Source organism: Kosakonia oryzae (genome assembly GCF_001658025.2).
Taxonomy (GTDB): Bacteria; Pseudomonadota; Gammaproteobacteria; order Enterobacterales; family Enterobacteriaceae; genus Kosakonia; species Kosakonia oryzae.
The window spans coordinates 1,387,847-1,411,625 of the sequence record NZ_CP014007.2 but is presented as its reverse complement, the minus strand read 5'-3'; the positions used below and the strand labels follow the sequence as shown (position 1 = coordinate 1,411,625).

The 23,779-nt window shown below is 57.1% G+C and carries 20 protein-coding genes; 5 read left to right on the top strand and 15 right to left on the bottom strand.

The window, feature by feature from the left end; translation table 11 throughout:
- Nucleotides 1–99: 99 nt before the first annotated feature.
- Together pbpC and AWR26_RS06865 are read right to left on the bottom strand one after the other, a co-directional pair.
- On the bottom strand, nucleotides 100–2,361 hold the full coding sequence (pbpC, locus tag AWR26_RS06870; protein WP_244256248.1) for a peptidoglycan glycosyltransferase PbpC: 2,262 nt from the start codon (nucleotides 2,359–2,361) through the stop codon (nucleotides 100–102).
- 61 nt (nucleotides 2,362–2,422) lie between these two features.
- A complete protein-coding gene (locus AWR26_RS06865) occupies nucleotides 2,423–7,381 on the bottom strand; it encodes an alpha-2-macroglobulin family protein (RefSeq protein WP_064564518.1) in 4,959 nt (1,652 codons plus the stop codon).
- 281 nt (nucleotides 7,382–7,662) lie between these two features.
- Between AWR26_RS06865 and AWR26_RS06860 the strand changes: the two genes are divergently transcribed.
- The 4 genes from AWR26_RS06860 to AWR26_RS06845 all read left to right on the top strand — a co-directional run bounded on the left by AWR26_RS06860 (nucleotide 7,663) and on the right by AWR26_RS06845 (nucleotide 12,296).
- Complete coding sequence (locus AWR26_RS06860; RefSeq protein WP_064564516.1) at nucleotides 7,663–9,207, top strand: PTS transporter subunit EIIC; 1,545 nt, start codon at nucleotides 7,663–7,665, stop codon at nucleotides 9,205–9,207.
- Between the two features lie 12 nt (nucleotides 9,208–9,219).
- Entirely contained in the window at nucleotides 9,220–10,581 is a 1,362-nt protein-coding gene (locus AWR26_RS06855) for a 6-phospho-alpha-glucosidase (RefSeq protein ID WP_064564514.1), read from the top strand.
- A gap of 98 nt (nucleotides 10,582–10,679) precedes the next feature.
- Nucleotides 10,680–11,522 carry a 3-mercaptopyruvate sulfurtransferase gene (gene sseA / locus AWR26_RS06850; RefSeq protein WP_064564512.1) on the top strand — a complete coding sequence of 281 codons (843 nt, stop codon included), beginning with the start codon at nucleotides 10,680–10,682 and terminating at the stop codon, nucleotides 11,520–11,522.
- Nucleotides 11,523–12,296 carry a MurR/RpiR family transcriptional regulator gene (locus AWR26_RS06845; protein ID WP_043952686.1) on the top strand — a complete coding sequence of 258 codons (774 nt, stop codon included), beginning with the start codon at nucleotides 11,523–11,525 and terminating at the stop codon, nucleotides 12,294–12,296.
- A gap of 30 nt (nucleotides 12,297–12,326) precedes the next feature.
- Here AWR26_RS06845 and sseB read toward each other — a convergent pair whose 3' ends face one another.
- The 11 genes from sseB to trmJ all read right to left on the bottom strand — a co-directional run bounded on the left by sseB (nucleotide 12,327) and on the right by trmJ (nucleotide 21,092).
- Complete coding sequence (sseB, locus tag AWR26_RS06840) at nucleotides 12,327–13,103, bottom strand: enhanced serine sensitivity protein SseB (protein ID WP_064564510.1); 777 nt, start codon at nucleotides 13,101–13,103, stop codon at nucleotides 12,327–12,329.
- Nucleotides 13,104–13,178: 75 nt separating this feature from the next.
- Nucleotides 13,179–14,465 carry an aminopeptidase PepB gene (pepB, locus tag AWR26_RS06835; RefSeq protein WP_064564508.1) on the bottom strand — a complete coding sequence of 429 codons (1,287 nt, stop codon included), beginning with the start codon at nucleotides 14,463–14,465 and terminating at the stop codon, nucleotides 13,179–13,181.
- Nucleotides 14,466–14,563: 98 nt separating this feature from the next.
- Nucleotides 14,564–14,764 carry a Fe-S cluster assembly protein IscX gene (iscX, locus tag AWR26_RS06830; protein ID WP_007370809.1) on the bottom strand — a complete coding sequence of 67 codons (201 nt, stop codon included), beginning with the start codon at nucleotides 14,762–14,764 and terminating at the stop codon, nucleotides 14,564–14,566.
- 1 nt (nucleotide 14,765) lies between these two features.
- Nucleotides 14,766–15,101, bottom strand: coding sequence for an ISC system 2Fe-2S type ferredoxin (gene fdx, locus AWR26_RS06825; RefSeq protein WP_007370808.1), 336 nt, complete (start codon nucleotides 15,099–15,101; stop codon nucleotides 14,766–14,768).
- Between the two features lies 1 nt (nucleotide 15,102).
- Nucleotides 15,103–16,953, bottom strand: a complete 1,851-nt coding sequence (hscA, locus tag AWR26_RS06820; RefSeq protein ID WP_007370807.1) for a Fe-S protein assembly chaperone HscA — start codon at nucleotides 16,951–16,953, stop codon at nucleotides 15,103–15,105.
- Between the two features lie 18 nt (nucleotides 16,954–16,971).
- The gene (gene hscB, locus AWR26_RS06815; RefSeq protein WP_064564506.1) at nucleotides 16,972–17,487 is read right to left on the bottom strand and encodes a co-chaperone HscB; all 516 of its coding nucleotides are present in this window, start codon (nucleotides 17,485–17,487) and stop codon (nucleotides 16,972–16,974) included.
- Nucleotides 17,488–17,558: 71 nt separating this feature from the next.
- Nucleotides 17,559–17,882 (bottom strand): iron-sulfur cluster assembly protein IscA, encoded by a 324-nt coding sequence (gene iscA, locus AWR26_RS06810; RefSeq protein WP_007370805.1) that lies wholly within the window; start codon nucleotides 17,880–17,882, stop codon nucleotides 17,559–17,561.
- A 17-nt stretch (nucleotides 17,883–17,899) separates the two neighbouring features.
- Nucleotides 17,900–18,286: a Fe-S cluster assembly scaffold IscU gene (gene iscU, locus AWR26_RS06805; protein WP_007370804.1), complete on the bottom strand. Its 387-nt coding sequence runs from the start codon at nucleotides 18,284–18,286 to the stop codon at nucleotides 17,900–17,902.
- 30 nt (nucleotides 18,287–18,316) lie between these two features.
- Entirely contained in the window at nucleotides 18,317–19,531 is a 1,215-nt protein-coding gene (gene iscS, locus AWR26_RS06800; RefSeq protein ID WP_043952681.1) for a cysteine desulfurase, read from the bottom strand.
- Between the two features lie 118 nt (nucleotides 19,532–19,649).
- Entirely contained in the window at nucleotides 19,650–20,141 is a 492-nt protein-coding gene (gene iscR, locus AWR26_RS06795; protein ID WP_007370802.1) for a Fe-S cluster assembly transcriptional regulator IscR, read from the bottom strand.
- Between the two features lie 222 nt (nucleotides 20,142–20,363).
- On the bottom strand, nucleotides 20,364–21,092 hold the full coding sequence (gene trmJ / locus AWR26_RS06790) for a tRNA (cytosine(32)/uridine(32)-2'-O)-methyltransferase TrmJ (protein WP_007370801.1): 729 nt from the start codon (nucleotides 21,090–21,092) through the stop codon (nucleotides 20,364–20,366).
- A 118-nt stretch (nucleotides 21,093–21,210) separates the two neighbouring features.
- On the opposite strand from trmJ, the gene suhB reads away from it, so the two are divergent.
- Nucleotides 21,211–22,014 (top strand): inositol-1-monophosphatase, encoded by an 804-nt coding sequence (gene suhB, locus AWR26_RS06785; RefSeq protein WP_043952679.1) that lies wholly within the window; start codon nucleotides 21,211–21,213, stop codon nucleotides 22,012–22,014.
- A gap of 102 nt (nucleotides 22,015–22,116) precedes the next feature.
- On the opposite strand, the gene AWR26_RS06780 is transcribed toward suhB, so the two are convergent.
- Nucleotides 22,117–23,097: a nickel/cobalt transporter gene (locus AWR26_RS06780; protein WP_064564504.1), complete on the bottom strand. Its 981-nt coding sequence runs from the start codon at nucleotides 23,095–23,097 to the stop codon at nucleotides 22,117–22,119.
- Nucleotides 23,088–23,726, bottom strand: a complete 639-nt coding sequence (locus tag AWR26_RS06775) for a DUF1007 family protein (RefSeq protein WP_064564503.1) — start codon at nucleotides 23,724–23,726, stop codon at nucleotides 23,088–23,090. Before AWR26_RS06775 ends, AWR26_RS06780 begins: the two co-directional genes overlap by 10 nt.
- Between the last annotated feature and the right edge of the window lie 53 nt (nucleotides 23,727–23,779).

The following is a 23,779-nucleotide window of genomic DNA, read 5'->3' as shown; positions in this document are numbered from 1 at the left end:
TAAAGAGCAACACGGGCGTTGCCTATGGATGAAGGTAACATTTTTTTAAAATGAGACGAGTTTTAGCAACACTGTTCACCAAACTCGCCATTTGCTCGGTTATTGCACAGTAAACTGCACTGTCGCAACCTGTCCCGCATCATCCATAACCAATAACTGATATTCACCAGCTTTATCAAGCCGCAGATTCAATAAACTCGTATGCATCGTTAACGGCTCGCCATTTAAAAACCACCAGCGCTCCCCTTCTCCGCCACTGCTTTGCAACGGCAGCAGCGCAAATGTCTGTCCTGGAACACGCCTGATCACCGCCCCTTCCCGCACGCCGCTCAGTAACAGCGGTGGCGGCGCGTTGTCATCGCGCGGCGGACAATGGGGATCGGCGGCAGGCAAGCGCGCTGCGCGACGTTCACTGGCGGGCAACCAGGGTTCCAGCGGTCGCGGCCAGACAATCCAGGTTTTCTGCTGCGCATCCGGACAATCCGCCGCCACTCTGCGCCCGGTGCTGTTTAACCACAGCGGAAAGCGAATGCCGTGCAACCCTTCCTGTTCGGGCATCAGCAGCGTTGGCGGCTGGCTACCATCCAGTAACCACGTTGCCAGACGGCGGCGACAATTGCTGTCTCCCTCTGGCAGGCTCTGCCCACCCGGCCAGCAGATGATGCCGCTGCTTACGAAAGCGGGGCGCGGATCGCGCGGCAGTCGGGATTGTTCTATTGCCGAACGCGGTTGCAGCAGGTTGTTAACCTGATTCAACAGCGGCACTGCGCTGGCGAAACCAAACTGGCCGGCAACAGGTGTACCGTCCGGCCGCCCGGTCCAGATGCCGATGACATAGCGGGCATTAATACCTATCGCCCATGCATCGCGGTAGCCATAGCTGGTACCCGTTTTCCATGCCAGCGGTGCTACCTGCGGCAGCGCTTCATCCGGTACCGGCTGCGCTTCGCCAGCCAGAATACGGCGGATAATCCACGCAGCACCCGGCGACATCAACCGGCGTTCTTCCAGCGGAGCATCCGGCGTCATACGTAATTTTCCCGCATTGCCGTGGCGGGCAAAGGCGCTGTAGGCCGCCGCGATATCTTCCAGCCGCGCCCCTGCGCCACCGAGGATCAACGCCAGATTGGGCTCCGCACCGGCAGGCAGAATCAATGGCAGGCCGGCATTGCGCAGGTTAGCGGCGAAGGTTTTCGGGCCATAGGCCTCCAGCACCTGTACCGCAGGCAGGTTCAGCGATCTCACCAGCGCTTCGCTCATACTCACCGGGCCATGAAAGCCGCTGTCGAAGTTACCGGGGCGATAATCCCCTACCCGGCGCGGAACGTCCTGCAATAACGAGGCCGGATGAATCAGACCGTCATCAAGCGCCAGGCCATAAATAAAGGGTTTTAATACCGAACCCGGCGAACGGATAGCGCGGACCATATCGACATGGCTAAAGCGGCTGTCATCATTAATATCCACCGATCCGACCCAGCCACGCACCTTCATATTGGTATGATCGACAACGATCATTGCCAACGAACTGCGCGGCGGTAAACGCGACTTTACGCCCAGCGCCATCTCTTCCAGTTGCCGTTGCAGGCTGGCATCAAGCGTGGTCGTTACCTTCAGCGCTTTACTGGATGCCAGCATGCGCCGGGCAAATAACGGTGCCAGTTGCGGCATCTGTCGCGGAGCCAGCCACACCGGCTCTTCGCGTGACTCTTTCACCTGCGAGGCCGGCCACACTTTTTGCGCCACCATGCGATCCAGCACTTTGTCACGCGCCGCCTGCGCGCGTTGCGGCCAGCGATCCGGCCGTAAACGGCTGGGAGCTTGCGGCAAAACGGCCAACAGCGCCGCTTCGGAATAGCTAAGTTTCGCCGGTGATTTCCCCAGATAGGCCCAGCTCGCCGCGCCAACCCCCTGTAACGTGCCGCCAAAGGGTGCGCGATTTAGGTACAGAGTAAGGATCTCGCGTTTGGAAAGGTGCCACTCCAGTTGCATCGCTCGCCATAGCTGGCGGATTTTGCCGCCAAAGGTACGCGGATGCGGATCCAGCAATCTGGCGACCTGCATGGTCAGCGTGCTGCCGCCAGACACCACGCGCCCGGCACGCAGATCCTGCCAGGCAGCCCGCAAAACGGAAAACGGATTAACACCGGGGTGCGCCCAGAACCAGCGATCTTCATACTGAATGAGCGCCTGTAAGTAGTGCGGCGAAACCTCTTCGATGGTCACCGGGTAGCGCCAGATGCCCTCCGCGTCGGCAAAACGCCATAGCGGCGTTCCGTCTTCAGCCACCACCACCCGTGCCGGAGCAACTTCATTCAGCGGCAACGGCCAGATTCTGTCCGCAGCAATAACGCCGAGCATCAGTAGCAACAGCCCTCCCGCCAGCCAGCGCCAGCGGGTATGTAACAGAAGTTTTTTCACGTTACGGGACAATAATCATCGGGCTGCGAGTCGCACCGATTGCCCGCCACTGCGGAACGTACATCGATTCCACTTGTGGCGCCGGCACCTGATATGTCCCCGGAGTTACCGCGCGCGCCAGGTAGACCAGCGTTACCGGCTGGCCTTCGCTTACTGGCACGGCAGCCACAAAGCGATCGTCGCGGAACTCCATATGCTGAATGTCCGCCTGCTGCATCCGGTTAAGCAGTTCCTGTACTTCGCTACCGCTCTCCTGGAGGCTGGCGCTGCTGCTCGCGAGGTTCTGGTTTTCCAGCTCCAGACCGGCAGGCAGTAAATCCACCACCAACGCATCCGGGACATTCTGGCTGGCGCTCACCTCCAGCCAGACCAGCACCAGCTCGCCACTTTTCAACGATGAGAGTGATTTGCTCCGTCCGTCGGTGCCCAGCACCGTGCGTTCAATGTGCAGCACGTTGTCAGAAGGCGCAGGTGCCTGCATCGGATAGCCGCTACTGTCCAGGCGCAGCCATAACGGTGAGCTACCGCTGTTGGTCACCTGCAGCGCCGCCAGTTGATCGGCATCGAGGTTGCGGGTTTGCGCTTTATCGCCACTGAGTACCGCCGTCTCCAGCGAGGTTTGCGCCTGCCACGCCCCGGAGGCATTTTGCAGATTACGTCCGGCCATAAATAAGGCATTGCTTTCCTGCGTGGATAACCAGCGCTGCCCGTAAGCCTGTTCTGAGAGCGTTGTCAGCAGGCGCGTTTGCTCCTGTTCCAGCAGCGTATTCTCTTGCAGCAGTGCCAGCATCAGCGCATTGTCGCGCAGCTCGCTGCCATAATCCGCCAGCCAGCGATTATCCTTCGCCCGTGGGGTTTTCAATGCCAGAGCCAGCGCCTGTTCGCTGCGTTGCGCGTCGCCCATCAGTTTTAACGCCACGCCCAACTGCATCAGCGGTAACCCTGCTTTGGCCTGGTCGTGACGCTGCCAGATTTCGCGCAGCGCACCCAGTGGCGCTTTCTGCTGACGCGCCAGTACCAGACCGGCATAGCTTTGCACGGCAAATTTCGTTGCCGGGAGATCGTCGCTATAGCGCACCGCCATCGTTGCAGGGTCCTGCAGGTAACGCAGCAAGCGGTTATTCGCGTTGTTCAGCGCCTCCGCCGGAACGCTGTATCCTTGCGCCGAGGCGCTGACCAGAAAATCGGTGACATACGCCGTCAGCCAGTACTCTTCCGGACCGCTCTTATCCCACAGCGAGAACCCACCGTCGTCGCGCTGCATCTGCAGCAGTCTGGAGATACCGATATCCACCGCTGCGCGCCGCTGTTCGTCGCTGTCGCCTTTAATACCGAGCGCTTTAAGCTGCGCGGCATTGGTATAAAGCGACGGGAACAGCCCGCTGGCGGTTTGCTCAAGGCAGCCATACGGATAAGCTTTTAGCTCCTGAATATAGCGAGCGATATTCAGTGGCGGTTTGCCGCTCAACAACAGACGCCCCTGAAGCGTGGCCGGTGAAATGCCTGCCAGATGCTGTTCCGGCGCATGCCAGCTCTCGCCAGGTTTAAGCATTGCGCCGCTGTTGACCGTTTGTGCAGCAAATGGCGGGCGCACACCGATTTTCCACTGCTTCTGTAACGGGGCGAAGGTTTCGCCTGGCAGCGTCAATCCGCTGATTTGCGCGTTAATGTCGCCGTCGCCAAATCCGTCCAGCGCCCGTACCGGAATAAACACGGTGGTGCGTTCACCCGCTGACAAAGTGAGCGGCTCCGGCGATTGACTTTCCAGCGCCAGTAATCCCCCGGCGCTGAGGGCAACATTGAGCGTTTGCGGCCGATCGGTCAGGTTGGTGAGATCCAGGGTCAGGCGCGACGTGTCGCCGCTACCAAGGAAACGCGGCGTGTTCAGTTCGGCTATCACCGGCGCGGCCACCACCACTTTGCTTTCGCTGCTGCCAAAATCCTCTGCCGACCACGCCTGCGCCATTACGCGTAACTCACCGTTGAAATCGCCAATCGGTAACGTCACCGTGCCTTCGCCATTTTCATCCAGTTGTACTGGCTGCGCCTGCTGGGCAATGATAGTGACGTGATTGACCGGCGGTTTTCCGCCGCGATTCATTTCATCGCTATCACCGCCGAAGCGCAGCGTAGCAAGGCGACCTTGCCCTTCTATCACCTGGCCGTAAATATCATAAATATCCGCGCCGTAGCGTTTCTGCCCGAAAAAAGCCTGCCACGGATCCGGCGTCACGTAGTCGGTAATATTCAGCACGCCGCTATCTACGGCGGAGAGCAGCACATTCACCTGTTTCGGGGTTTCGCCGTTTTTCACCGTCGCCTTCACTTTAACGGTCAGCGGCTGGTTGGGACGCATTTTTGGTGGTGTATCCAGCGCAATGTCGAGTCGGCGGTTTTCATCGCCCATCGGCAAGTGCAGCAAACCGACCGAGCGTTTTGGCGTGGCGGATTTCGATTTATCGCCCGGGCGGATCACCAGCGTGCTGAGGTAGAGATCGTGACGCTGCCATTTTTGATCGAGCGGAATACTCAGATCGAGGCCATCGGCCGGCACATCAATCTCTTTCCACCACAGCGGCCCCTCACTGGATTCGATCATCGCGTAACCTTTACCTGCGGCTGGCGCGGTGATGTGCAATTTCACGGTATCGCCCGGTTTATAACCCGGTTTGTCCAGCTTCATAGTGACGCGATCAGGCCGCGCGGCGCCCGCACCGTCGCTGTTGTCCTGCCAGCTATAACCGGCCCAGAAACGTACGCTGCTGATGGTGTCGTTTGGCCCTTTCACTTCCAGGCGGTAAGAACCCCAGTCCACCGGGAAACTCACCTTGCCGGTTTCATCCGCCGCAAGGCTGAGGCTCTGTTCGCCTTCCACCAGATCTTTCTGGTTGAATTGCGACTGCCAGCCTTCGCTTTCCGACCAGTTCCAGAAATAGTCGCGCCGTTCGCGGATCAGGCGCACCTGCAAATCATTAACCGCCTTTTTCGTCCCGGCGGCATCGGCATAGACGATATCGAACGCTGCGTTGCTGCCTTCATCAACAATCGGCTGATTGACGGTGGTGTCAGTGCGGTAGTCGTAAACGGCTTTAGCGGCAAATTGCGGACGGATCCCGGGCAGCGACGACGCAGGCCAGATGGCCTGTTCCGCGCGGCGCGTAACCGGACGCCCGCCCGATTCCAGCAGGCTGGCCTGCAAAATCACCTGTAACGGCGAGTGCGTTTCCTGCCACTGACTCGGCGTACTGACTGCACCCTGACCTTCGTTATCCAGCGTCAGATGCACTTCATCCAGGCTGCGGCTCAGGTTCTCTTCAGCGATATCGCCAAACTGGAAGCCTGGCAGCGCGGCTACCGCTTCGCGCAGAGGACGCAAGAACAATTGCCCCTGCAATGTATTGCCGCTGGCGGGCGCGCCATAGAGGTAGTGACCATTAACGGTGAACACCACATCTGCGGCCGGATCCACCGGCGTTGGCTGCGGCGTAATGTTCAGCGCCATGCGCTCCGGCATAAAGTCTTCAACATGGAAACCCCACTCACGCGGCAGGTTATCACCGGTGTTGGCGCGAATATGCCACATTCCCGTTTGTGCGCTGGCATCCAGCGCATAAGTAAAGTGATACAGGCCATTTTGCGGCTGGCTAACCACTGTGCGGACCACCTGGCCGTCCGGTTTGACCACTTCGAGTTTGACCGGCTGCTCCGCCAGTGGTTTACCGTCGCTATCGCGTAGCAGGCCATTAAGGATCACCGTTTCACCGGGGCGATACAGATCGCGCGGGCCAAACATAAAGAACTGTTTGCTGTAGCCCGGCTCGCCCGCAATAGCGAATTCGGCCAGATCCAGCGCCGGTAATTTTAGATCCAGCAGCGTGGTTTCACCCTCTTTGCGCGCCAGCACCAGCGCAGCTTCTTTATCGCTGTTCAGGGTAGCGTGCCCATCAGCATCGCTGGTCGCCTGCGCCAGGGTTTGCCCCTTCTCATTCAGCAACGACACCTCAATGCCGGAGAGCGCTGCGCCGTTTTCCAGCCCCTGGGTGAAAATATCCAGCCGGTTATGGTAACGGTGCATCGAGAGGCCGATATTGCTGAGGGTGAACAGCGTGGCGGCATTGCTGTAGTTGTAGTGACCGGCCTGATTCATCACCGCGATATAGACGCCAGTCTGCTGCAACGGCTGGATACCGCTTAACGGCAGCAGCAGTTTTTCCCGGGTGTTGCGCGCCGGGTTGAGATCAAAGCGGCCGGTGTAGACCAGATCGGCCATTTTTAATAGGGTGTCCGACTCCCAGTTCGAAAGCGAGTTGCGATACTCCCACTGGCTGATAAACGCCGCCAGCGACTCCGGCTTCACGCGATAAAAGTTAACATCAACATTATTGACGTTCAGCGCCATAACGGGCAGCCCCTCCACGACTTTACCCGGCAGCAGCGAACCCCGGCTGGCAAAACCGACGCTTGGCTGAACGTCGCGCGTGGCGATGGTTTTCTCATAATCGATGCCGAAGGTGGCTTTATTCAGCGCCACCAGCCCACGATCGACCGATACCAGCAGTTCGCGATTCGGCTCCAGGTGCCGCAGACGCAGCTCTTTCAGGTTGGGCGCCAGCTCCCATGCGCCATCCACCTTGCCGCTCTTTTTATCCACCAGATGCACGGTTGAGGCAAAATTCTGCGCGGGATCGAGCGGGACCGAGAAAGTCAGCACCAGCGTGGCGGCGCCGTCCAGTTGCACTTCAGACGCATCCAGCAGCGTCAGCGGCTTGCCTTCACTGCGGGCAGCAAGCTGAGCCAGCTTCTCTTTGTCCGGCGCGGCAGGAGGCGTTTTTTGCTCAGCGCTGGCAGAAGACGCGGCAGGCGCGTTGGCTGCTTTCGGTTTATCGTTGTTATCACAGCCAGCAAGCGTAAGGGTGGTCAGCAGCGCAGCAGTCAGCGCCGCAATACGTAGCGGTTTCATTCGTTATCCCTGGTTCATTAACCTGTTGAAAGAGGCCCACCTAGTATTATGCGCAGCCGCATGAATTACAAAATGTCTGATGAATTCTGGAAAGCGCCTCGCAAAGGCGGCGTTCTCATCACGCTGGCACTGTTACGGGGATCACAGGTCGTAACGTAACATGTTACGTTACGAGTCATTTGTTTTTAAAACAATAAGATAGCTGGATAAATATCGCTTCAGACTGCTAACGTTATGTGGTCTGTGCACCGTTGTGCGCGGTTCTAATAAGAGAGATCACTATGTCCAGAGCCGTGAATGCCCTACAAAATTTTGGTAAGTCCCTCTTTGGTCCGGTACTCATTTTGCCCATCGTCGGCCTGTTTATTGCCTTCGGGAATATTTTTGGCAATGGCAACCTGGCCGAATATTTGCCATTCCTCGGTCACCCGTTTATTCAGCACATCGGTCAGTTGATCGCGAAATCCGCTGTCTCCGTGCTCGCCAACCTGGCGCTGGTATTTGCCGTGGGTATCCCCGTCGGGCTGGCTTCGCGGGATAAAGGCTACGCCGCGCTGATTGGTCTGGTGACGTTTATTGTGTTCATCAATGCCATGAACGTGACGTTGCAAATGCAGGGTGCGCTGGCTCCCGCCGATCAAATGAAAGCGGCAGGCCAGAGCATGGTGCTTGGGGTACAGGTGCTGGAAATGGGTGTGTTTGCCGGGATCCTGACCGGTGCGCTCAGCGGTTATCTGTACAACAAATATTCCGGCGTGCAGTTTTCCGGCGCGATGGCGATTTACTCCGGCCACTGCTTTGTGGCGATGATTATGCTGCCGGTGTCGATGGTGCTCGGCGTGGTAATGAGCGAGCTGTGGCCCTTCGCCCAGCATGGTATCAGCACGCTGGCGCTGGCGATTAAAGGTGCCGGGCCATTTGGCGTGGCGGTGTACGGTTTTCTTGAGCGCATTCTGGTGCCGACCGGGCTGCATCATCTGGTCTATACCCCGTTTCTTTATACCGAACTGGGCGGTACGGCGGATGTTTGCGGTAGCACTTATCAGGGCGCGCGGAACATTTACTTCGCGGAAATCGCCTGCCCTGGCGTGAAGCAACTTAGCAGCACGGTAGTCTGGGATGCGCGCGGTATCAGTAAAATGTTCGGCCTGCCGGCCGCCGCGCTGGCGATGTACGTGACGGCAAAACCGGAGCGCAAAGCGGCCGCCAAAGCGATTTTGATCCCCGCAGCACTCACTTCGCTGCTGGTCGGCGTGACGGAACCGATTGAGTTCTCTTTCCTCTTTGTTGCGCCGCTGCTGTTTGTGGTGCATGCGGTGCTGACCGGGATCGGCATGATGCTGTTCTCGTTGTTCGGCGTTCATGCCATCGGCGCGAACGGCATCATCGATTTTATTCTCTACAACCTGCCTCTCGGTATCCAGAAGTCGAACTGGCCAATGTATATCCTCGTTGGCGTCATTATGTTCACCCTCTACTTTGTCATCTTCCGCTTTTTGATTCTGCACTTCGATATGAAAACGCCAGGCCGCGAGGAAGAGAACGAAGAGACGCGCCTTTACAGCAAGCAGGATTACCAGGCGAAAGGCAATAACGACGCGATGGGCGAAGCGATTATCGCCGGGCTGGGCGGGCGCGCCAACATTGAGGTGGTGGATAACTGTTACACCCGCCTGCGCGTCACGGTGAAAGATGCGGCGGTAATTAACGAACCGCAACTGAAAGCGACCGGTGCAAAGGGCGTGATCAGACAAGGTAATAACGTTCAGGTGGTCTACGGGCTGCATGTCAAAAAAATGCGAGAAGCCGTTGAGATGTTTCTCTGAAGGAGTCCAGAAATGGTAAAACCCCCGTTTATTTTATCCATCGCCGGTGGCGGCAGCACCTATACACCGGGCATCGTGAAAAGTCTGATGGTTCAGTTGGAAGCATTCCCGCTGGCGGAAATTCGTCTCTACGACATTGATGCTGCGCGGCAAAACACCATTGCGCCGGTGGTGGAAAAAGTGATCCGCGACCACAGCCAGCGCATTAAATTTACCGTCACGAATGATGCGGAAACGGCATTCAGCGGCGCGCATTTCGTCTTTGCCCAGATGCGCGTTGGTCAGTACAAGATGCGCGAACAGGATGAGAAGATCCCGCTGCGTCATGGTGTGGTCGGCCAGGAAACCTGCGGCCCCGGCGGGCTGGCCTATGGCCTGCGTACCATTCTGCCGATGGTCGAGCTTATCGATCAGGTTACGCGCTACGCGCATGAGAAAGCGTGGATCGTCAATTACTCTAACCCTGCGGCGATCGTCGCTGAAGGGGTGCGTCGGCTGCGCCCGCAGGCGCGGGTGCTGAATATTTGCGATATGCCGGTCGCCGCGATGCGCAATATGGGGGCGATCCTCGGCGTCGACCGCCACAAGCTGGAGGTCGATTATTTTGGCCTGAATCACTTCGGATGGTTTACGCAGGTGCGCGTGGATGGTGAAGATCGCCTACCGGAATTGCGCGAACACGTTGCCCGCTTTGGCCTGCTGACCGAAGACGCCGCGCAAACGGATCCGCAGCACGCCGATCCGTCATGGGTGAAAACCTGGCGCAATATCAAGCCGATTATGGATCACTTCCCGGAGTATCTGCCGAACCCGTATTTGCAGTACTACCTGATGCCAAACGAGATCGTCGCGCACCAGGATCCTGGCTACACGCGCGCCAATGAAGTGATGAACGGGCGCGAAAAGAAACTGTTTACCGCCGCGCAGGAGTATCAACGCAGCGGAGTCCTGCCCGATGCGTTTCATGTTGGCGTCCACGGCGCGTTTATCGTTGATGTGGCCTGCTCGCTGGCGTTTGATCTTCGCCAGCGCCACCTGGTGATTGTGGAAAATAAAGGGGCTATCGCCAACCTGCCGTACGACGCAATGGTAGAAGTTCCGGCTTACATCACTTCCTCCGGGCCGGAACCGGTGCGCATGGGTGCGGTGCCGCTCTTCCACCAGACGCTGTTAATGCAGCAACTGGCCTCGGAGCAATTGCTGGTTGAAGCCACCATTGAAGGCAGCTACGAAAAAGCGCTCCAGGCGTTTACCCTGAACCGCACGGTGCCGACCATGCAGCATGCCAAAGCAATTCTCGATGAGATGATTGAGGCTAACCGCGACTACTGGCCTGCGCTGCAAAAAGCGTGGGAAAACGGCAAAGCGGTATAAAAATACCGAGTTGGCTCGCGGGTTTAGCGAAGGTGGCTTGTCGGGGGATGAAAAAACGTTAACAATTCAGAGTAATCATTGATGACACGGAGATCCCCATGTCCACCTCTTTTTTTGTCGCGGCCGACTGGCTGATAGAGCATAGCGATGATCCTGAAATCCAGTTGATCGACGCCCGCATGGCGCCGGTTGGTCAGGAACATCGCGATATGCGTGCAGAGTACCGTGACGGGCATCTTCCCGGCGCGGTTTTTTTTGATATCGAAGCCCTTTCCGACCACAGCACCTCCTTACCGCATATGCTGATGCGGCCGGAAGCGTTCGCCGTGGCGATGCGCGAACTGGGCATCAGCCAGGATAAACACCTGGTGGTGTATGACGAAGGCACATTGTTCTCCGCGCCGCGCGCATGGTGGATGCTGCGCAATTACGGCGTGGAGAATGTCTCGATTCTCGCGGGCGGTCTGGCCGGCTGGCAGCGTGATGCCCTGCCGTTGCAGAAAGGCGAGGTGCCGCTGCCGGAATCCGACTTTAACGCCAACTTCGATCCGTCCGTGGTGAAAAAGCTGACCGATGTGCTGCTGGCAAGCCACGAAGGTACCGCGCAGATTGTCGATGCGCGCCCTGCCCCGCGTTTTTCCGGCGAAGTTGATGAGCCGCGCCCGGGTCTGAAGCGCGGGCATATTCCCGGCGCACTGAACGTGCCGTGGGTTGATCTGGTGGTCGATGGCGAGCTGAGAACCACCGCCGAGTTGGCTGCTATTTTCCGCCGCCAGGGCGTTGACCTGAACCAGCCGATTATTGCCAGCTGCGGCTCCGGCGTCACGGCGTCCGTGGTGATCCTTGCGCTTGCGACGCTGGGCGCGACTAACGTGACGCTGTATGACGGCTCCTGGAGTGAATGGGGCGCACGCGACGATTTGCCCGTCGAACCGGCCTGAATGGACAACCGGCTTGCGCCCTTGCTGACGCGCGGGGCATCACTGACCCGCGCGGAATATCGTGTTCTTGCCCACCTGACGGAACATCCGCTACTGGTGGGTAATATCACCGTGCGCCAGCTGGCACTGGCGACTTACGTTTCCACCGCCACCATTATCCGGCTCTGCCAGAAACTGGGCTTTAGCGGCTACAGCGAATTTATCTGGCACTGCAAACAGCTTTTGTCCGACACGCCGCATATTGCGCAGCAACATCATGAAGGTCATGACGCGCTACCGGCGCTGTTCCCGCAGTTTATGGCTAATTACCAGCGCACCTTTCAGTGGGTAACGGAAGAGAAGCGTCACCGCTTCGCCGCGCTGCTGCGCGATCGGGAGAGTTTTTTCCTCTATGGCGCGGGGTTCTCTTATCTCTTCGCCGAGTATTTAACCAAGAAGCTGCAGGTGCTGGGCAAGACGGCGTTTATCTCCGGGCCTGGCGACAGCCGCAATATCTTTCTCAGCAATGCCGCGCGTTATCAGGTCTTTATTGCCGTATCGCGCAGCGGCGAAACCGAGCAGGTGCTGGATAAAGCGCGGATTGCGCGCACGGTTGGCATGACGGTCGTTGCCTTTACTCGCGCGTCAGCAAACACGCTGGCGGAACTGGCGGATGTGCATTTTGCGCTGTATGACGAAGCGGTGCACTTTGCTGCTGAAGCGGCGGGCATTACATCGTTTGAGTCGAATCTGGTGCTGTTGATGGATCTGTTGCTGCTGGAAGCAACACAATAAACGGGCGGTACATGTCGCACCGCCGGTTCATCAGATAATGCGGTTGTTTTTGAAATCGCGCAGGAAGCTGCCCCAACGGCGTTCATAGAACGGCGTGATGTGCGCCAGCATAAAGTGGCTGATGCCTTTCTCGCCTTCCACCACCTGGCAAATATCGATCGGTTCATCCCCTGGAAGCGTATCTGTCGCGACGCTGCCCGCTGCATGGATGATCTCTTCGATGTCCCCTTCCGCTTCAATGCCAATCAGCAGGTTGGGTTGCTCGTCGGCCTTCTCTTTAATTGAGCAGAGAAACGCGCGTTTAACGGTTTTGATGCTTTTAAACAGCGTGGTCAGTGAATCGACCATTTGCGCAGGCGGTTCAGCCACTTCGGAAAGCAGCAGCGCTGTACCGCCTTCCAGCACCTCCTGCTGGCTGAGCGGACTGCTTTCTGCGCCCACCAAATGGCTTAACTCGCGCGGCGTGAACTCTTTGCCAGTGGGTAATTTAGCGTTGAGAAATAGCGTCTCTCCCAGCGTCATTTCAAACAGCGTACGCGCAGGCATGACCACAAATGCCTGTTCGTCGCTCACGGCCTGCTGTAAGGCTTCCAGCGAGGTAAAGAACGGAATGACCGAGTTACCGTCATCTTTTTCCCAGTGCTGTAAATCCAGCGCGCTATCTTCGACAATCGCTTCACCTTCCGCTGCCGTGCCCGGCACCCAGACGGTGGATTCCAGCAGCGTACGGAAAAAAGCCGGACGGTAAGCGGGCTCGGTCGCCGCTTGCTCCAGCAGGGTTTCTAATTCGTTTTTGCTTTCGGACATAGGTTCTCTGATTCGTTGTAGTCCATGGCTTTGTAGGCCGGATGAGCGTAACGCCATCCGGCACAACAATGACGCTTACCCGGCGGTCAATAAATTCGCGATGGTGCGTACGCCAAGCCCGGTCGCACCGGCCGCCCACTGTTCCACTGCCGCTTTGCGGTAAGTGGCGGAGCAGTCGATATGCAGCCAGCCATGCTGATAATTTTCAACAAAGTGCGACAGGAACCCGGCCGCCGTGCTTGCCCCGGCCGGGAAAGAACCGCTGGCGGTGTTGTTCAATTCTGCAAAGCTGGACGGCAGTTGGTTGCGGTGGAACTCCGCCAGCGGCAGACGCCAGAACGGTTCATTTTCCGCCGTCGCACTGTTGAGCAGACGGCCAGCCAGCGCATCATCAAAGCTGAACAGCGCGTGGTAATCGTTACCCAGCGCGGTTTTCGCCGCGCCAGTCAGCGTTGCGGCATCAATGATAAACTGTGGTTTTTGCGCAGAGGCATCAATCAGACCATCCGCCAGCACCAGACGCCCTTCAGCATCGGTGTTCATGATCTCTACGGTTTTGCCATTGCGATAATGAATAATATCGCCCAGTTTAAAGGCATTACCGCTGATCAGGTTGTCGGCGCAGCAGAGGTACAGTTTGACGCGTTTATCCAGCCCGCGCGTGATGGCGAACGCCAGCGCGCCGGTCACCAGCGCCGCGCCGCCCATATCGGATTTCATAGAATCCATCGATGAGGTTGGTTTGATGCTGTAACCGCCGGAATCAAAGGTGATGCCTTTGCCCACCAGCGCAGCATATACCGGCGCATCCGGATTACCCGTCGGGTTGTAGTCCAGCGCCAGCAATACCGGCGGGCGCTCAGAACCGCGACCAACGGTGTGCAGGCCAAGGTAATTTTGCTCGCGCAGATCTTCGCCTTTGGTGATGCGGTAAGAGACGTTTTCACCGCCTACGCTGTGCAGCAGATCGACCGCGCGCTGCGCCAGTTGTTCCGGCCCTAACTCTTCTGCCGGCGCGTTGATGATGTCGCGAACCCAGTCGATGGTTTGCAGGCGGCTATCCAGCTCTTTTTGCCCGGCTTCGTCCAGCGGCGCCCACTCCACTTTGCGCGTGCCTTTCGGCCCTTTGTAACCGGCCCAGAACGCCCAGCTACGATCCGCGTCCCAGCCTTCGCCGCTCAGCGCAACGTGTTTAATGCCGAGGCCGTCGATTTTGCGCGCGGCGCGCTGAATCAGACCTAAATCGTCTTTTCCATTCAAATGCAGAACGATGCCGTCGTTATTGATACTCCAGGAGGCTTTCTCACCCCAACGCGCATCCGCGCTTTGCGTGGTGAGTGTCACTTTCATAGCTTCTGTCATTATATTTATCCTTATCGGCAGGTGCCGGATGGCAATGTTGCCTTTTCCGGCCCACGTATGCATGAAAACGGGCCGCCCGAAGGCAGCCCGTGAGATGATTATGATGCTTCGTCTAACCAGACTAGCAGAATCGCTTCGAGAATTTTTTCATTCGATGCGTTCGGATCGTCGTCAAACTCTTCCAGCTCGCAGATCCACTGATGCATATCGGTGAAACGTACGGTTTTCGGGTCCACGTCCGGGCGGCTATCATACAGCGCCTCGCCGATTTCGCGGCTGTCGGTCCATTTCAGTCCCATATCAGTGCTCCCGCGCGTGGTTGATGGTGTAACGCGGGATCTCAACCACCAGATCTTCATCGGTGACGCGCGCCTGGCAGCTTAAACGGCTGTCCGGCTCCAGACCCCAGGCTTTATCCAGCATGTCGTCTTCGTCTTCGCTGCTTTCCGGCAAAGAGTCAAACCCTTCACGCACGAGGCAGTGGCAGGTGGTGCAGGCACATGATTTTTCGCAGGCGTGCTCAATCTCGATACCGCCGCGCAGGGCAACATCAAGAATGGTTTCACCGCTCTTCGCTTCCAGAACTGCGCCATCCGGACAGAGATCCTGATGAGGCAGAAAAACAATTTTAGGCATATTAAACCTCGTCGACGGAATGGCCTTTCAGCGCGGTACGCACGGACTGATCCATACGGCGTGCGGCGAATTCCTGGGTTTGTTTATCTACGTTTTTAATGGCTTGTTCTATCGCGTCGGTATCATCGCCGTCGGCAACGCTGCGCAACTGCGCAACCGCCTCGTCGATAACCTCGCGCTCTGCGGCGCTTAACAGCGCGGCATCAGCGGCGAGCGCGCCGGTCAAGCTTTCCAGCACGCGCGCGGCTTCCACTTTCTGCTCCGCCAGCATACGCGCTTTCACGTCCTGCTCGGCGAAACTCATGGAGTCTTTAATCATATTGGCGATTTCGCCGTCGGTCAGACCGTAGGATGGTTTCACCTGGATCGAGGCTTCCACGCCGGTGGATTTCTCCATCGCAGTGACGCTCAACAGACCGTCTGCATCCACCTGGAAGGTGACGCGAATATGCGCCCCACCCGCCGGTAGCGCAGGAATACCACGCAGAGCAAAACGCGCCAGCGAACGGCAATCCGCCACCAGCTCCCGCTCACCCTGCATCACATGGATAGACATTGCGGTCTGGCCATCTTTAAAGGTCGTGAACTCCTGGGCGCGAGCCACCGGAATCGTGGTGTTGCGCGGAATAACTTTTTCCACCAGTCCACCCATGGTTTCCAGCCCCAGCGACAGCGGGATAACATCCAGCAGCAGCATTTCGCTGTCCGGCTTGTTGCCGACCAGAATGTCCGCCTGGATTGCCGCGCCAATCGCCACCACTTTATCCGGGTCGATGGAGGTCAGCGGCGTGCGGCCGAAAAATTCACCCACGCGTTCACGCACCAGCGGTACGCGGGTGGAACCGCCCACCATCACCACTTCCAGCACATCCTGCGCTTCCACGTCCGCATCTTTTAACGCACGACGACAGGAGAGCAGCGTACGTTTGACAAGCGTTGAGATCATCTCTTCAAACTGCGCGCGAGTCACCACGCCCTGCCAGCCAGCGACATCAACAGTCGTGCTGTCGGCATCGCTCAGCGCAATTTTGGCAGCAATTGCCGCATCCAGAAGTTCACGTTGCTGGCGCGCATCGCTGCGATCGGTAATGCCTGCCTGCTCGCTGATGTAATCTGCCAGCAGGTGGTCAAAATCGTCGCCGCCGAGCGCGGAATCGCCGCCGGTCGCCAGCACTTCGAACACGCCGCGGCTCAGACGCAGAATCGAGATATCAAAAGTGCCGCCGCCAAGATCGTAAACGGCGATAACGCCTTCTTTACCGGAATCCAGACCGTAGGCAATTGCTGCTGCGGTCGGCTCATTGAGCAGACGCAGCACATGCAGCCCGGCCAGACGCGCAGCATCTTTGGTGCCCTGACGCTGTGCGTCGTCGAAATAGGCAGGAACGGTGATCACCACGCCATCCAGCTCGCCGGAGAGCGTCTCCTGCGCGCGGGCAGCCAGCGCTTTCAGAATATCGGCAGAAACGCGGATCGGGTTGACCACGCCGCCGCGCGTCACAATCATCGGCAGGCCGTTTTCACTGGCCTGGAATTGCCACGGCAGATGCGGGTAACGCGCCTGAATATCCGCCAGACTGCGGCCCATCAGGCGTTTTACGGAGCTGATGGTATTGACCGAATCCAGCGCTGCATTGGCGCGCGCATCGTAGCCGACAACGTGGCTGTCAGCCTGGTAGTTAACCACTGAAGGGAGTAAATGGCGCCCGGCGCTGTCGGCCAGCGTTTCCGCCTGACCGCTACGCACGGTGGCAACCAGCGAATTGGTGGTGCCGAGATCGATGCCCGCTGCCAGACGACGCTGATGCGGCGCGGCGCTCAGACCCGGCTCACTGATTTGTAATAAGGCCATTATGTGCTTCCAAAAAAATTAAAAACCGAGCAGTTTTTCTTCGAGTTGTTCTGTTGCGCTGCGCAGTTTATCGAGAAAACGCAGTTTACGCACGGTATCCGCCGCGACGTCCCACGCCTGATTATCGAGTTGTTCCACCATCTGCTGGTGGCGGGCGTCGTACATCCCTTTTACCCGCTTCTGGAACGTCTCCAGCCGGGCGCTATCTTCCGCACGCTCAATTTCATCCAGCTCTTCGCGCAGCTCAAGCTGCTCCATCAAAAAGGCCGTGTCGCGAACGGTGTGCTGTTCAGAAGCTAAATCGAAGCCGTGCAGCGACAGCAAATATTCCGCGCGGGAGAGCGGATTGCGCAGGGTTTGCCACGCCTGATTAATGGTAGCGGATTGTTGGACCGCAGCCAGTTGTTCCGCCTGCGGGCGGCTGGCAAAGCGATCGGGGTGGAACTGCCGTTGCAGATCCTGGAAACGTGTCGCCAGCGCCTGAACGTCAAGCGGGTATTGGGCCGGCAACCCAAAGAGGGTGAAGTAATCCATAACAATTCCGGGTGTGCAATCGAAGCAAACCCCACGCGCAGCATGCTGCGGTGGGGTCAATGGGTAGGCGATCAGACGTTGAAGCTTTCGCCGCAACCGCACTCATCTTTGACGTTAGGGTTGGTGAATTTAAACCCTTCGTTCAGGCCTTCTTTGACAAAGTCCAGTTGAGTGCCGTCGAGGAATTGCAGGCTTTTGCCGTCAACCACAACCTTCACGCCTTTGTCTTCGAACACCGTATCTTCTTCGGTCGGCGCGTCAACAAACTCCAGCACGTAGGCCATACCAGAACAACCGGAGGTTCTGACCCCCAGACGCAGACCAAACCCTTTGCCACGGTTGGCCAGGAAGGTATTTACTCGCGCGGCAGCACTGTCGCTCAGGCTAATGGACATGACAACAACCTCCTGCCTTATTTCGCTTCTTGTTTGCTTTTGTAGTCCGCAATCGCGGCTTTGATCGCATCTTCCGCCAGGATAGAGCAGTGGATTTTCACTGGCGGCAGCTCCAGCTCTTCAGCGATATCGGTGTTTTTGATCGCCTGCGCTTCGTCCAGAGACTTACCTTTCACCCATTCGGTGACCAGCGAGCTGGAAGCAATCGCCGAGCCGCAACCGTAGGTTTTGAAACGTGCGTCTTCGATGATGCCTTTATCGTTAACTTTGATTTGCAGCTTCATGACGTCGCCACACGCTGGCGCGCCAACCATGCCGCTACCGACGCTGTCGTCACCGTTGTCGAACGAGCCAACGTTGCGCGGATTTTCGTAGTGATCGATTACTTTTTCGCTATAAGCCATGATTAAATTCTCCTGTTTCCGCAACCGTTATTAGTGATGAGCCCATTCGATGGAGTTGATATCCACGCCCTGTTTGAACATTTCCCACAGCGGAGAGAGTTCGCGCAGACGGCCGATGGATTTCCGCACCAGTTCGATGGTGTAGTCGATCTCTTCAACGGTGGTAAAACGACCTAAAGAGAAACGGATAGAGCTGTGCGCCAGCTCATCGCTCATACCCAGTGCGCGCAGCACGTAGGACGGTTCCAGGCTTGCGGAAGTACAGGCAGAACCGGAAGAAACAGCCAGATCTTTCAGCGCCATGATCAGCGACTCGCCTTCAACGTAGTTAAAGCTGACGTTGAGGATGTTCGGTGCGCCGTGCTCAAGATCGCCATTCAGGTAAACTTCTTCGATATCGTTGATACCGTTCCACAGACGGCTACGCAGACCGCGCAGACGCTCCATTTCGCTCGCCATCTCTTCTTTGGCGATACGGTAAGCTTCGCCCATGCCAACGATCTGGTGAACAGGCAGCGTACCGGAACGCATACCGCGCTCGTGACCGCCGCCGTGCATCTGCGCTTCAATACGGATACGCGGTTTACGGCGTACGTACAGGGCGCCAATGCCTTTCGGCCCATAGATTTTATGGCCGGAGAAAGACATCAGATCCACTTTCAACTGGCTTAAGTCGATCGGCAGTTTGCCGACGCTCTGAGTGGCATCAACGTGATAAACGATACCGCGAGCGCGGCACATTTCGCCGATGGTGGCGATATCCTGAACCACGCCGATTTCGTTGTTCACGTGCATGATGGAGACGAGGATGGTGTCGTCACGCATCGCCGCTTCCAGCTCTTTCAGATCGATAATGCCGTTGCGCTGCGGGGCGAGGTAGGTCACTTCAAACCCTTCGCGCTCAAGCTGGCGACAGGTGTCCAGCACGGCTTTGTGTTCGGTTTTGCTGGTGATGATGTGCTTGCCTTTTTTCTGATAAAAGTTGGCTGCACCTTTGATCGCCAGGTTGTCGGATTCGGTCGCGCCGGAGGTGAAGACGATTTCGCGCGGGTCGGCACCCACCAGTTCAGCGATCTGGTTACGGGCGATATCTACCGCTTCTTCAGCTTGCCAGCCAAAACGGTGTGAACGGGAGGCTGGGTTACCAAAGGTCCCGTCCAGAGTGAGAAACTGCATCATTTTCTCGGCAACACGCGGATCCACCGGCGTAGTTGCGGAGTAATCGAGATAGATCGGTAATTTCATTGCTCTTTAAACTCCGTACATCGCTCTAATGCAAGGAATCAGGCAACCGGCTGGATGTACGACCGTGTTAACGGGGCACATCGATGTGCCCCGGCCCAATTCTGAATACTGTTTTTTATTATGCGCGCAGTTTTACGTCGATAGCGTCTTGTGCGCGGGTGGTGCGATGGGATTCAGTGCTGTGCTGACGATCGGACACATCGAGAATTTCCTGGTTATTGACCAGTTCACCCAGTGTGATGTTGTTGAGGAAACCGGTCAGACGGTCGCTCAGATCGCGCCACAGCGCATGGGTCAGACACTTATCGCCACCCTGGCAGCCGCTTTTACCCTGGCAACGGGTTGCGTCTACCGATTCGTCAACAGCGCTGATCACTTCGCCCACGGCGATGCTGCTCGCATCTTTACCCAGCAGATAACCACCGCCAGGACCACGCACGCTGGCCACCAGGCCATTTTTACGCAGGCGGGAGAACAGCTGCTCCAGGTAGGACAGGGAAATTCCCTGACGCTCAGAAATATCAGCCAACGGAACCGGGCCCGCTTCGGAGTTGAGTGCAACGTCCAGCATTGCGGTCACGGCATAACGCCCTTTCGATGTCAGTCTCATGTCTTACAAGCCTCAAACTCGCCCCTGCCCGGGGTATATTATTTAATATGTTAATGTTGCATAGCGGTTGCAAGTCTGACATTCCCGACTAAATTGGTCAACTATTTAGTTGACTAAATTAGTCAGGTATTTGGCTTTTCGTGCTCAACATACATGCCGGGTGGCGCATTGCCCTTTCCGGCCTACGGGCGCGGGGCTTGTAGGCCGATGAGCGCAGGCAAATCACGCTTTATGCTGCTGCTCAATAGAGGCCAGAATACCACGCAGGATATTCAGTTCCTGGCTTTCCGGACGCGCACGCGTGAACAGACGACGCAGCTTGTTCATCACCTGGCCGGGATGATTTTCGCGGATAAAACCGGTCGCCAGCAGCGTCTTTTCCAGATGCTCATAAAAGCGCTCAAGATCGTCGACCAGCGGGTATGGTGTCTCTTCATGTTCTGCAGAAGATTCGCTCTCCTGCGTTGCCAGCCAGGCCATACGCACTTCATAAGCGATAACCTGCACCGCCATCGCCAGGTTCAGCGAGCTGTACTCCGGGTTAGCGGCAATCGCCACGTGATAATGGCACTTTTGCAGCTCTTCATTTGTCAGGCCTACGCGCTCGCGGCCGAACACCAACGCCACCGGCGCGTGTTCTGCTTCCGCGACGCTTTTTAATCCACATTCGCGCGGATCGAGCATCGGCCACGGCAGCGTACGTGAGCGGGCGCTGGTGCCAACCACCAGGCTACAGCCGGCTAATGCTTCATCCAGCGTATCGACAATGTGCGCACTGCCGATGACATCGCTAGCACCTGCAGCCAGCGCGATGGCCTGTGAATCCGGTTTAACCAGCGGGTTAACCAGCCACAGATTCGTCAACCCCATTGTTTTCATTGCACGGGCAACAGAGCCCATGTTGCCGGTGTGGGACGTTTCCACCAGTACGATTCGAATATTTTGCAGCATAGATTTTCAACGGCTAAAGAATATTCGTGCATATTATCATAAACCGAAGACATATTCCGAATTGGCTGCTATCATGTGCGCCGTTTTCCCGTTCTTTAACATCCAGTGAGAGAGACCGATGCATCCGATGCTGAACATCGCCGTGCGTGCTGCGCGCAAGGCGGGTAATTTAATTGCCAAAAACTACGAAACTCCCGACGCCGTAGAAACCAGCCAGAAAGGCAGCAATGATTTCGTGACTAACGTTGATAAAGCTGCTGAAGCAGTGATTATTGACACCATCCGCAAATCTTACCCGCAACACACTATCATTACCGAAGAGAGTGGCGAGCACGAAGGCACTGACCAGGATGTGCAATGGGTTATCGATCCACTGGATGGCACCACCAACTTTATCAAACGTCTGCCGCACTTCGCGGTATCAATCGCCGTTCGTATTAAAGGCCGCACCGAAGTTGCGGTGGTTTACGATCCGATGCGTAACGAACTCTTCACTGCAACACGCGGCCAGGGCGCACAGCTTAACGGCTACCGCCTGCGCGGCAGCACTGCACGCGATCTGGATGGCACCATTCTGGCGACCGGTTTCCCGTTCAAAGCAAAACAGCACGCGACGAGCTACATTAACGTGGTTGGCAAACTGTTTACCGAATGCGCAGACTTCCGCCGCACCGGTTCCGCAGCGCTGGATCTGGCCTATGTTGCCGCGGGCCGCGTTGATGGTTTCTTTGAAATCGCGCTGAAGCCGTGGGATTTCGCTGCGGGCGAGCTGCTGGTGCGTGAAGCGGGCGGTCTGGTCTGTGATTTCACCGGCGGCCATAACTACATGATGACCGGCAACATCGTTGCGGGTAACCCGCGTGTCGTAAAAGCCATGCTGGCCAACATGCGCGAAGAACTGAGCGACGCGCTGAAACGCTAAGAGGTTTATTGCCCGATGGCGCTGCGCTTATCGGGCATACAGCATCCATGGTTCGTGCATGTCTTCCTGGCCGGATAAAGCGTAAGCCGCCATCCGGCACGATCAAAACGGCCGCAAACCACCGCCCGGCGGTAGCGCGCTAACCCACATCACCAGCGCCGCACTTATCAACAATACGCCTCCCGCCAGAGCCAGCGTTGTCCAGCCAACCTGTCGCCATAATACCGGCGTCTGCTGGCCGCTGAGTTTTACCGCTAACTGGCGAAAACCATGAACCAGCAGCGCCAGCGCACTGATGGTCAGTGACGTGCCCGCCGCCATCACCAACGCTGATGCCACGCCCCAGGCAAAAACGCCAATCACTTTGCTGAACAGCAACACCATGATCGCACCGGAGCACGGGCGCATCCCCATGGATAACACAATCATCAATCTGGCTCGCCAGTCTTCACCGCTTTGCAGTTGCGAAGAGGTCGGCAGATGCTGATGCCCGCAGCCACAGCCGTCGTGATGGACATGATGCGGCGTAAACGCGCGAAACACCGGTTTTTGCCGCAGCGCAAACAACTTTTTCAGCGCTCGCCAGCACAGCATCAGCCCCAGCACGCCGACCAGCAGGTAACTGCCCTTCTCCAGCCAGTAACCGCTTAAATGCAATTGTCGTGCGGGCAACGCCAGAATGTTCAGCACCACTACCACTAACGTCACTGCCACCAGCCCCTGCAACAGCGAGGAAGCCAGCGTCAGCATAATGCCGGAACGCAATTTCGAGGGATGCGTGGCAAGCCAGGTGGCGATCACCACTTTGCCGTGTCCTGGCCCCAGCGCATGCAATACGCCATAGACAAAGCTGAACAACAGCAGCGAACCGCCCGCTTTGGTCGGGTTTTCCTCCACAGCTTTCAGCAATGCACTCATTTGCATATTCACATTGCGCTGCCAGATCGCGCTTTTAATCATCACCTGCGGCCACGCCTGCCACAGCCAGAAACCGGCAATGAGCGCGCAGAGCATAAACAGCAGCAGTGGCCACCATGCCAGCAGGCGGCGGGAGCGGGGACGAACACCGGATATCACTGACATGAGAGGGTCACCGTCTGCGCAAATTGTTTGCCTAATTCCATGTCTTCCTCCGGCGCATCGGCTTTGTCCAGCGACTGTGCATAATTCAGCACCTCTTCGCCGGGTTTAGGGGTATGAACGGCCAGCTTACAGGATTTTTGCAACTCCGCAGGCAGCGCCGCATCGCTCGCTTTGTCGTAACTCATATCGACAAAATAGGTGGGATCAAAGGTAGAAAAAGTATATTGCTGGCCGCTAAGCGGCTGCGGTTCGGCGAGCGGCAAGATAAACGTCAGCACCGCCTGATGCCCTTCCCGCTCCATACCGTATTCCGTCGGTCGGTTGAGGAATTTTACTTTCTGCCCGTTGTGCCAGACCTCAGTAAAATAGTGCTGACCAAGTACATTCGCCATCACTTCCGCCGCCAGTTTTTTCCACACCTCATCGCCCGGCTGCGCATTGCCCGCATCATAAAGCAGATCCGCTGAAGTGATCTCATCCATCGTCCAGCGCATTTTCAGGCCGGAGAAGTGGCCATTCTCCGCTAATACTTGTGTTTTCAGCTTGATAAAACTGTGCGGGTGCGCGCTTACCGTAAACGATAAAAGCGCGAGAAACACACTCGTGACGCATTGTTTAACTGCTTGCATCTGTTCCTCACGTGAAAAATTCTGTGATGCTCTCCGGCAATCCTGAATGAAAG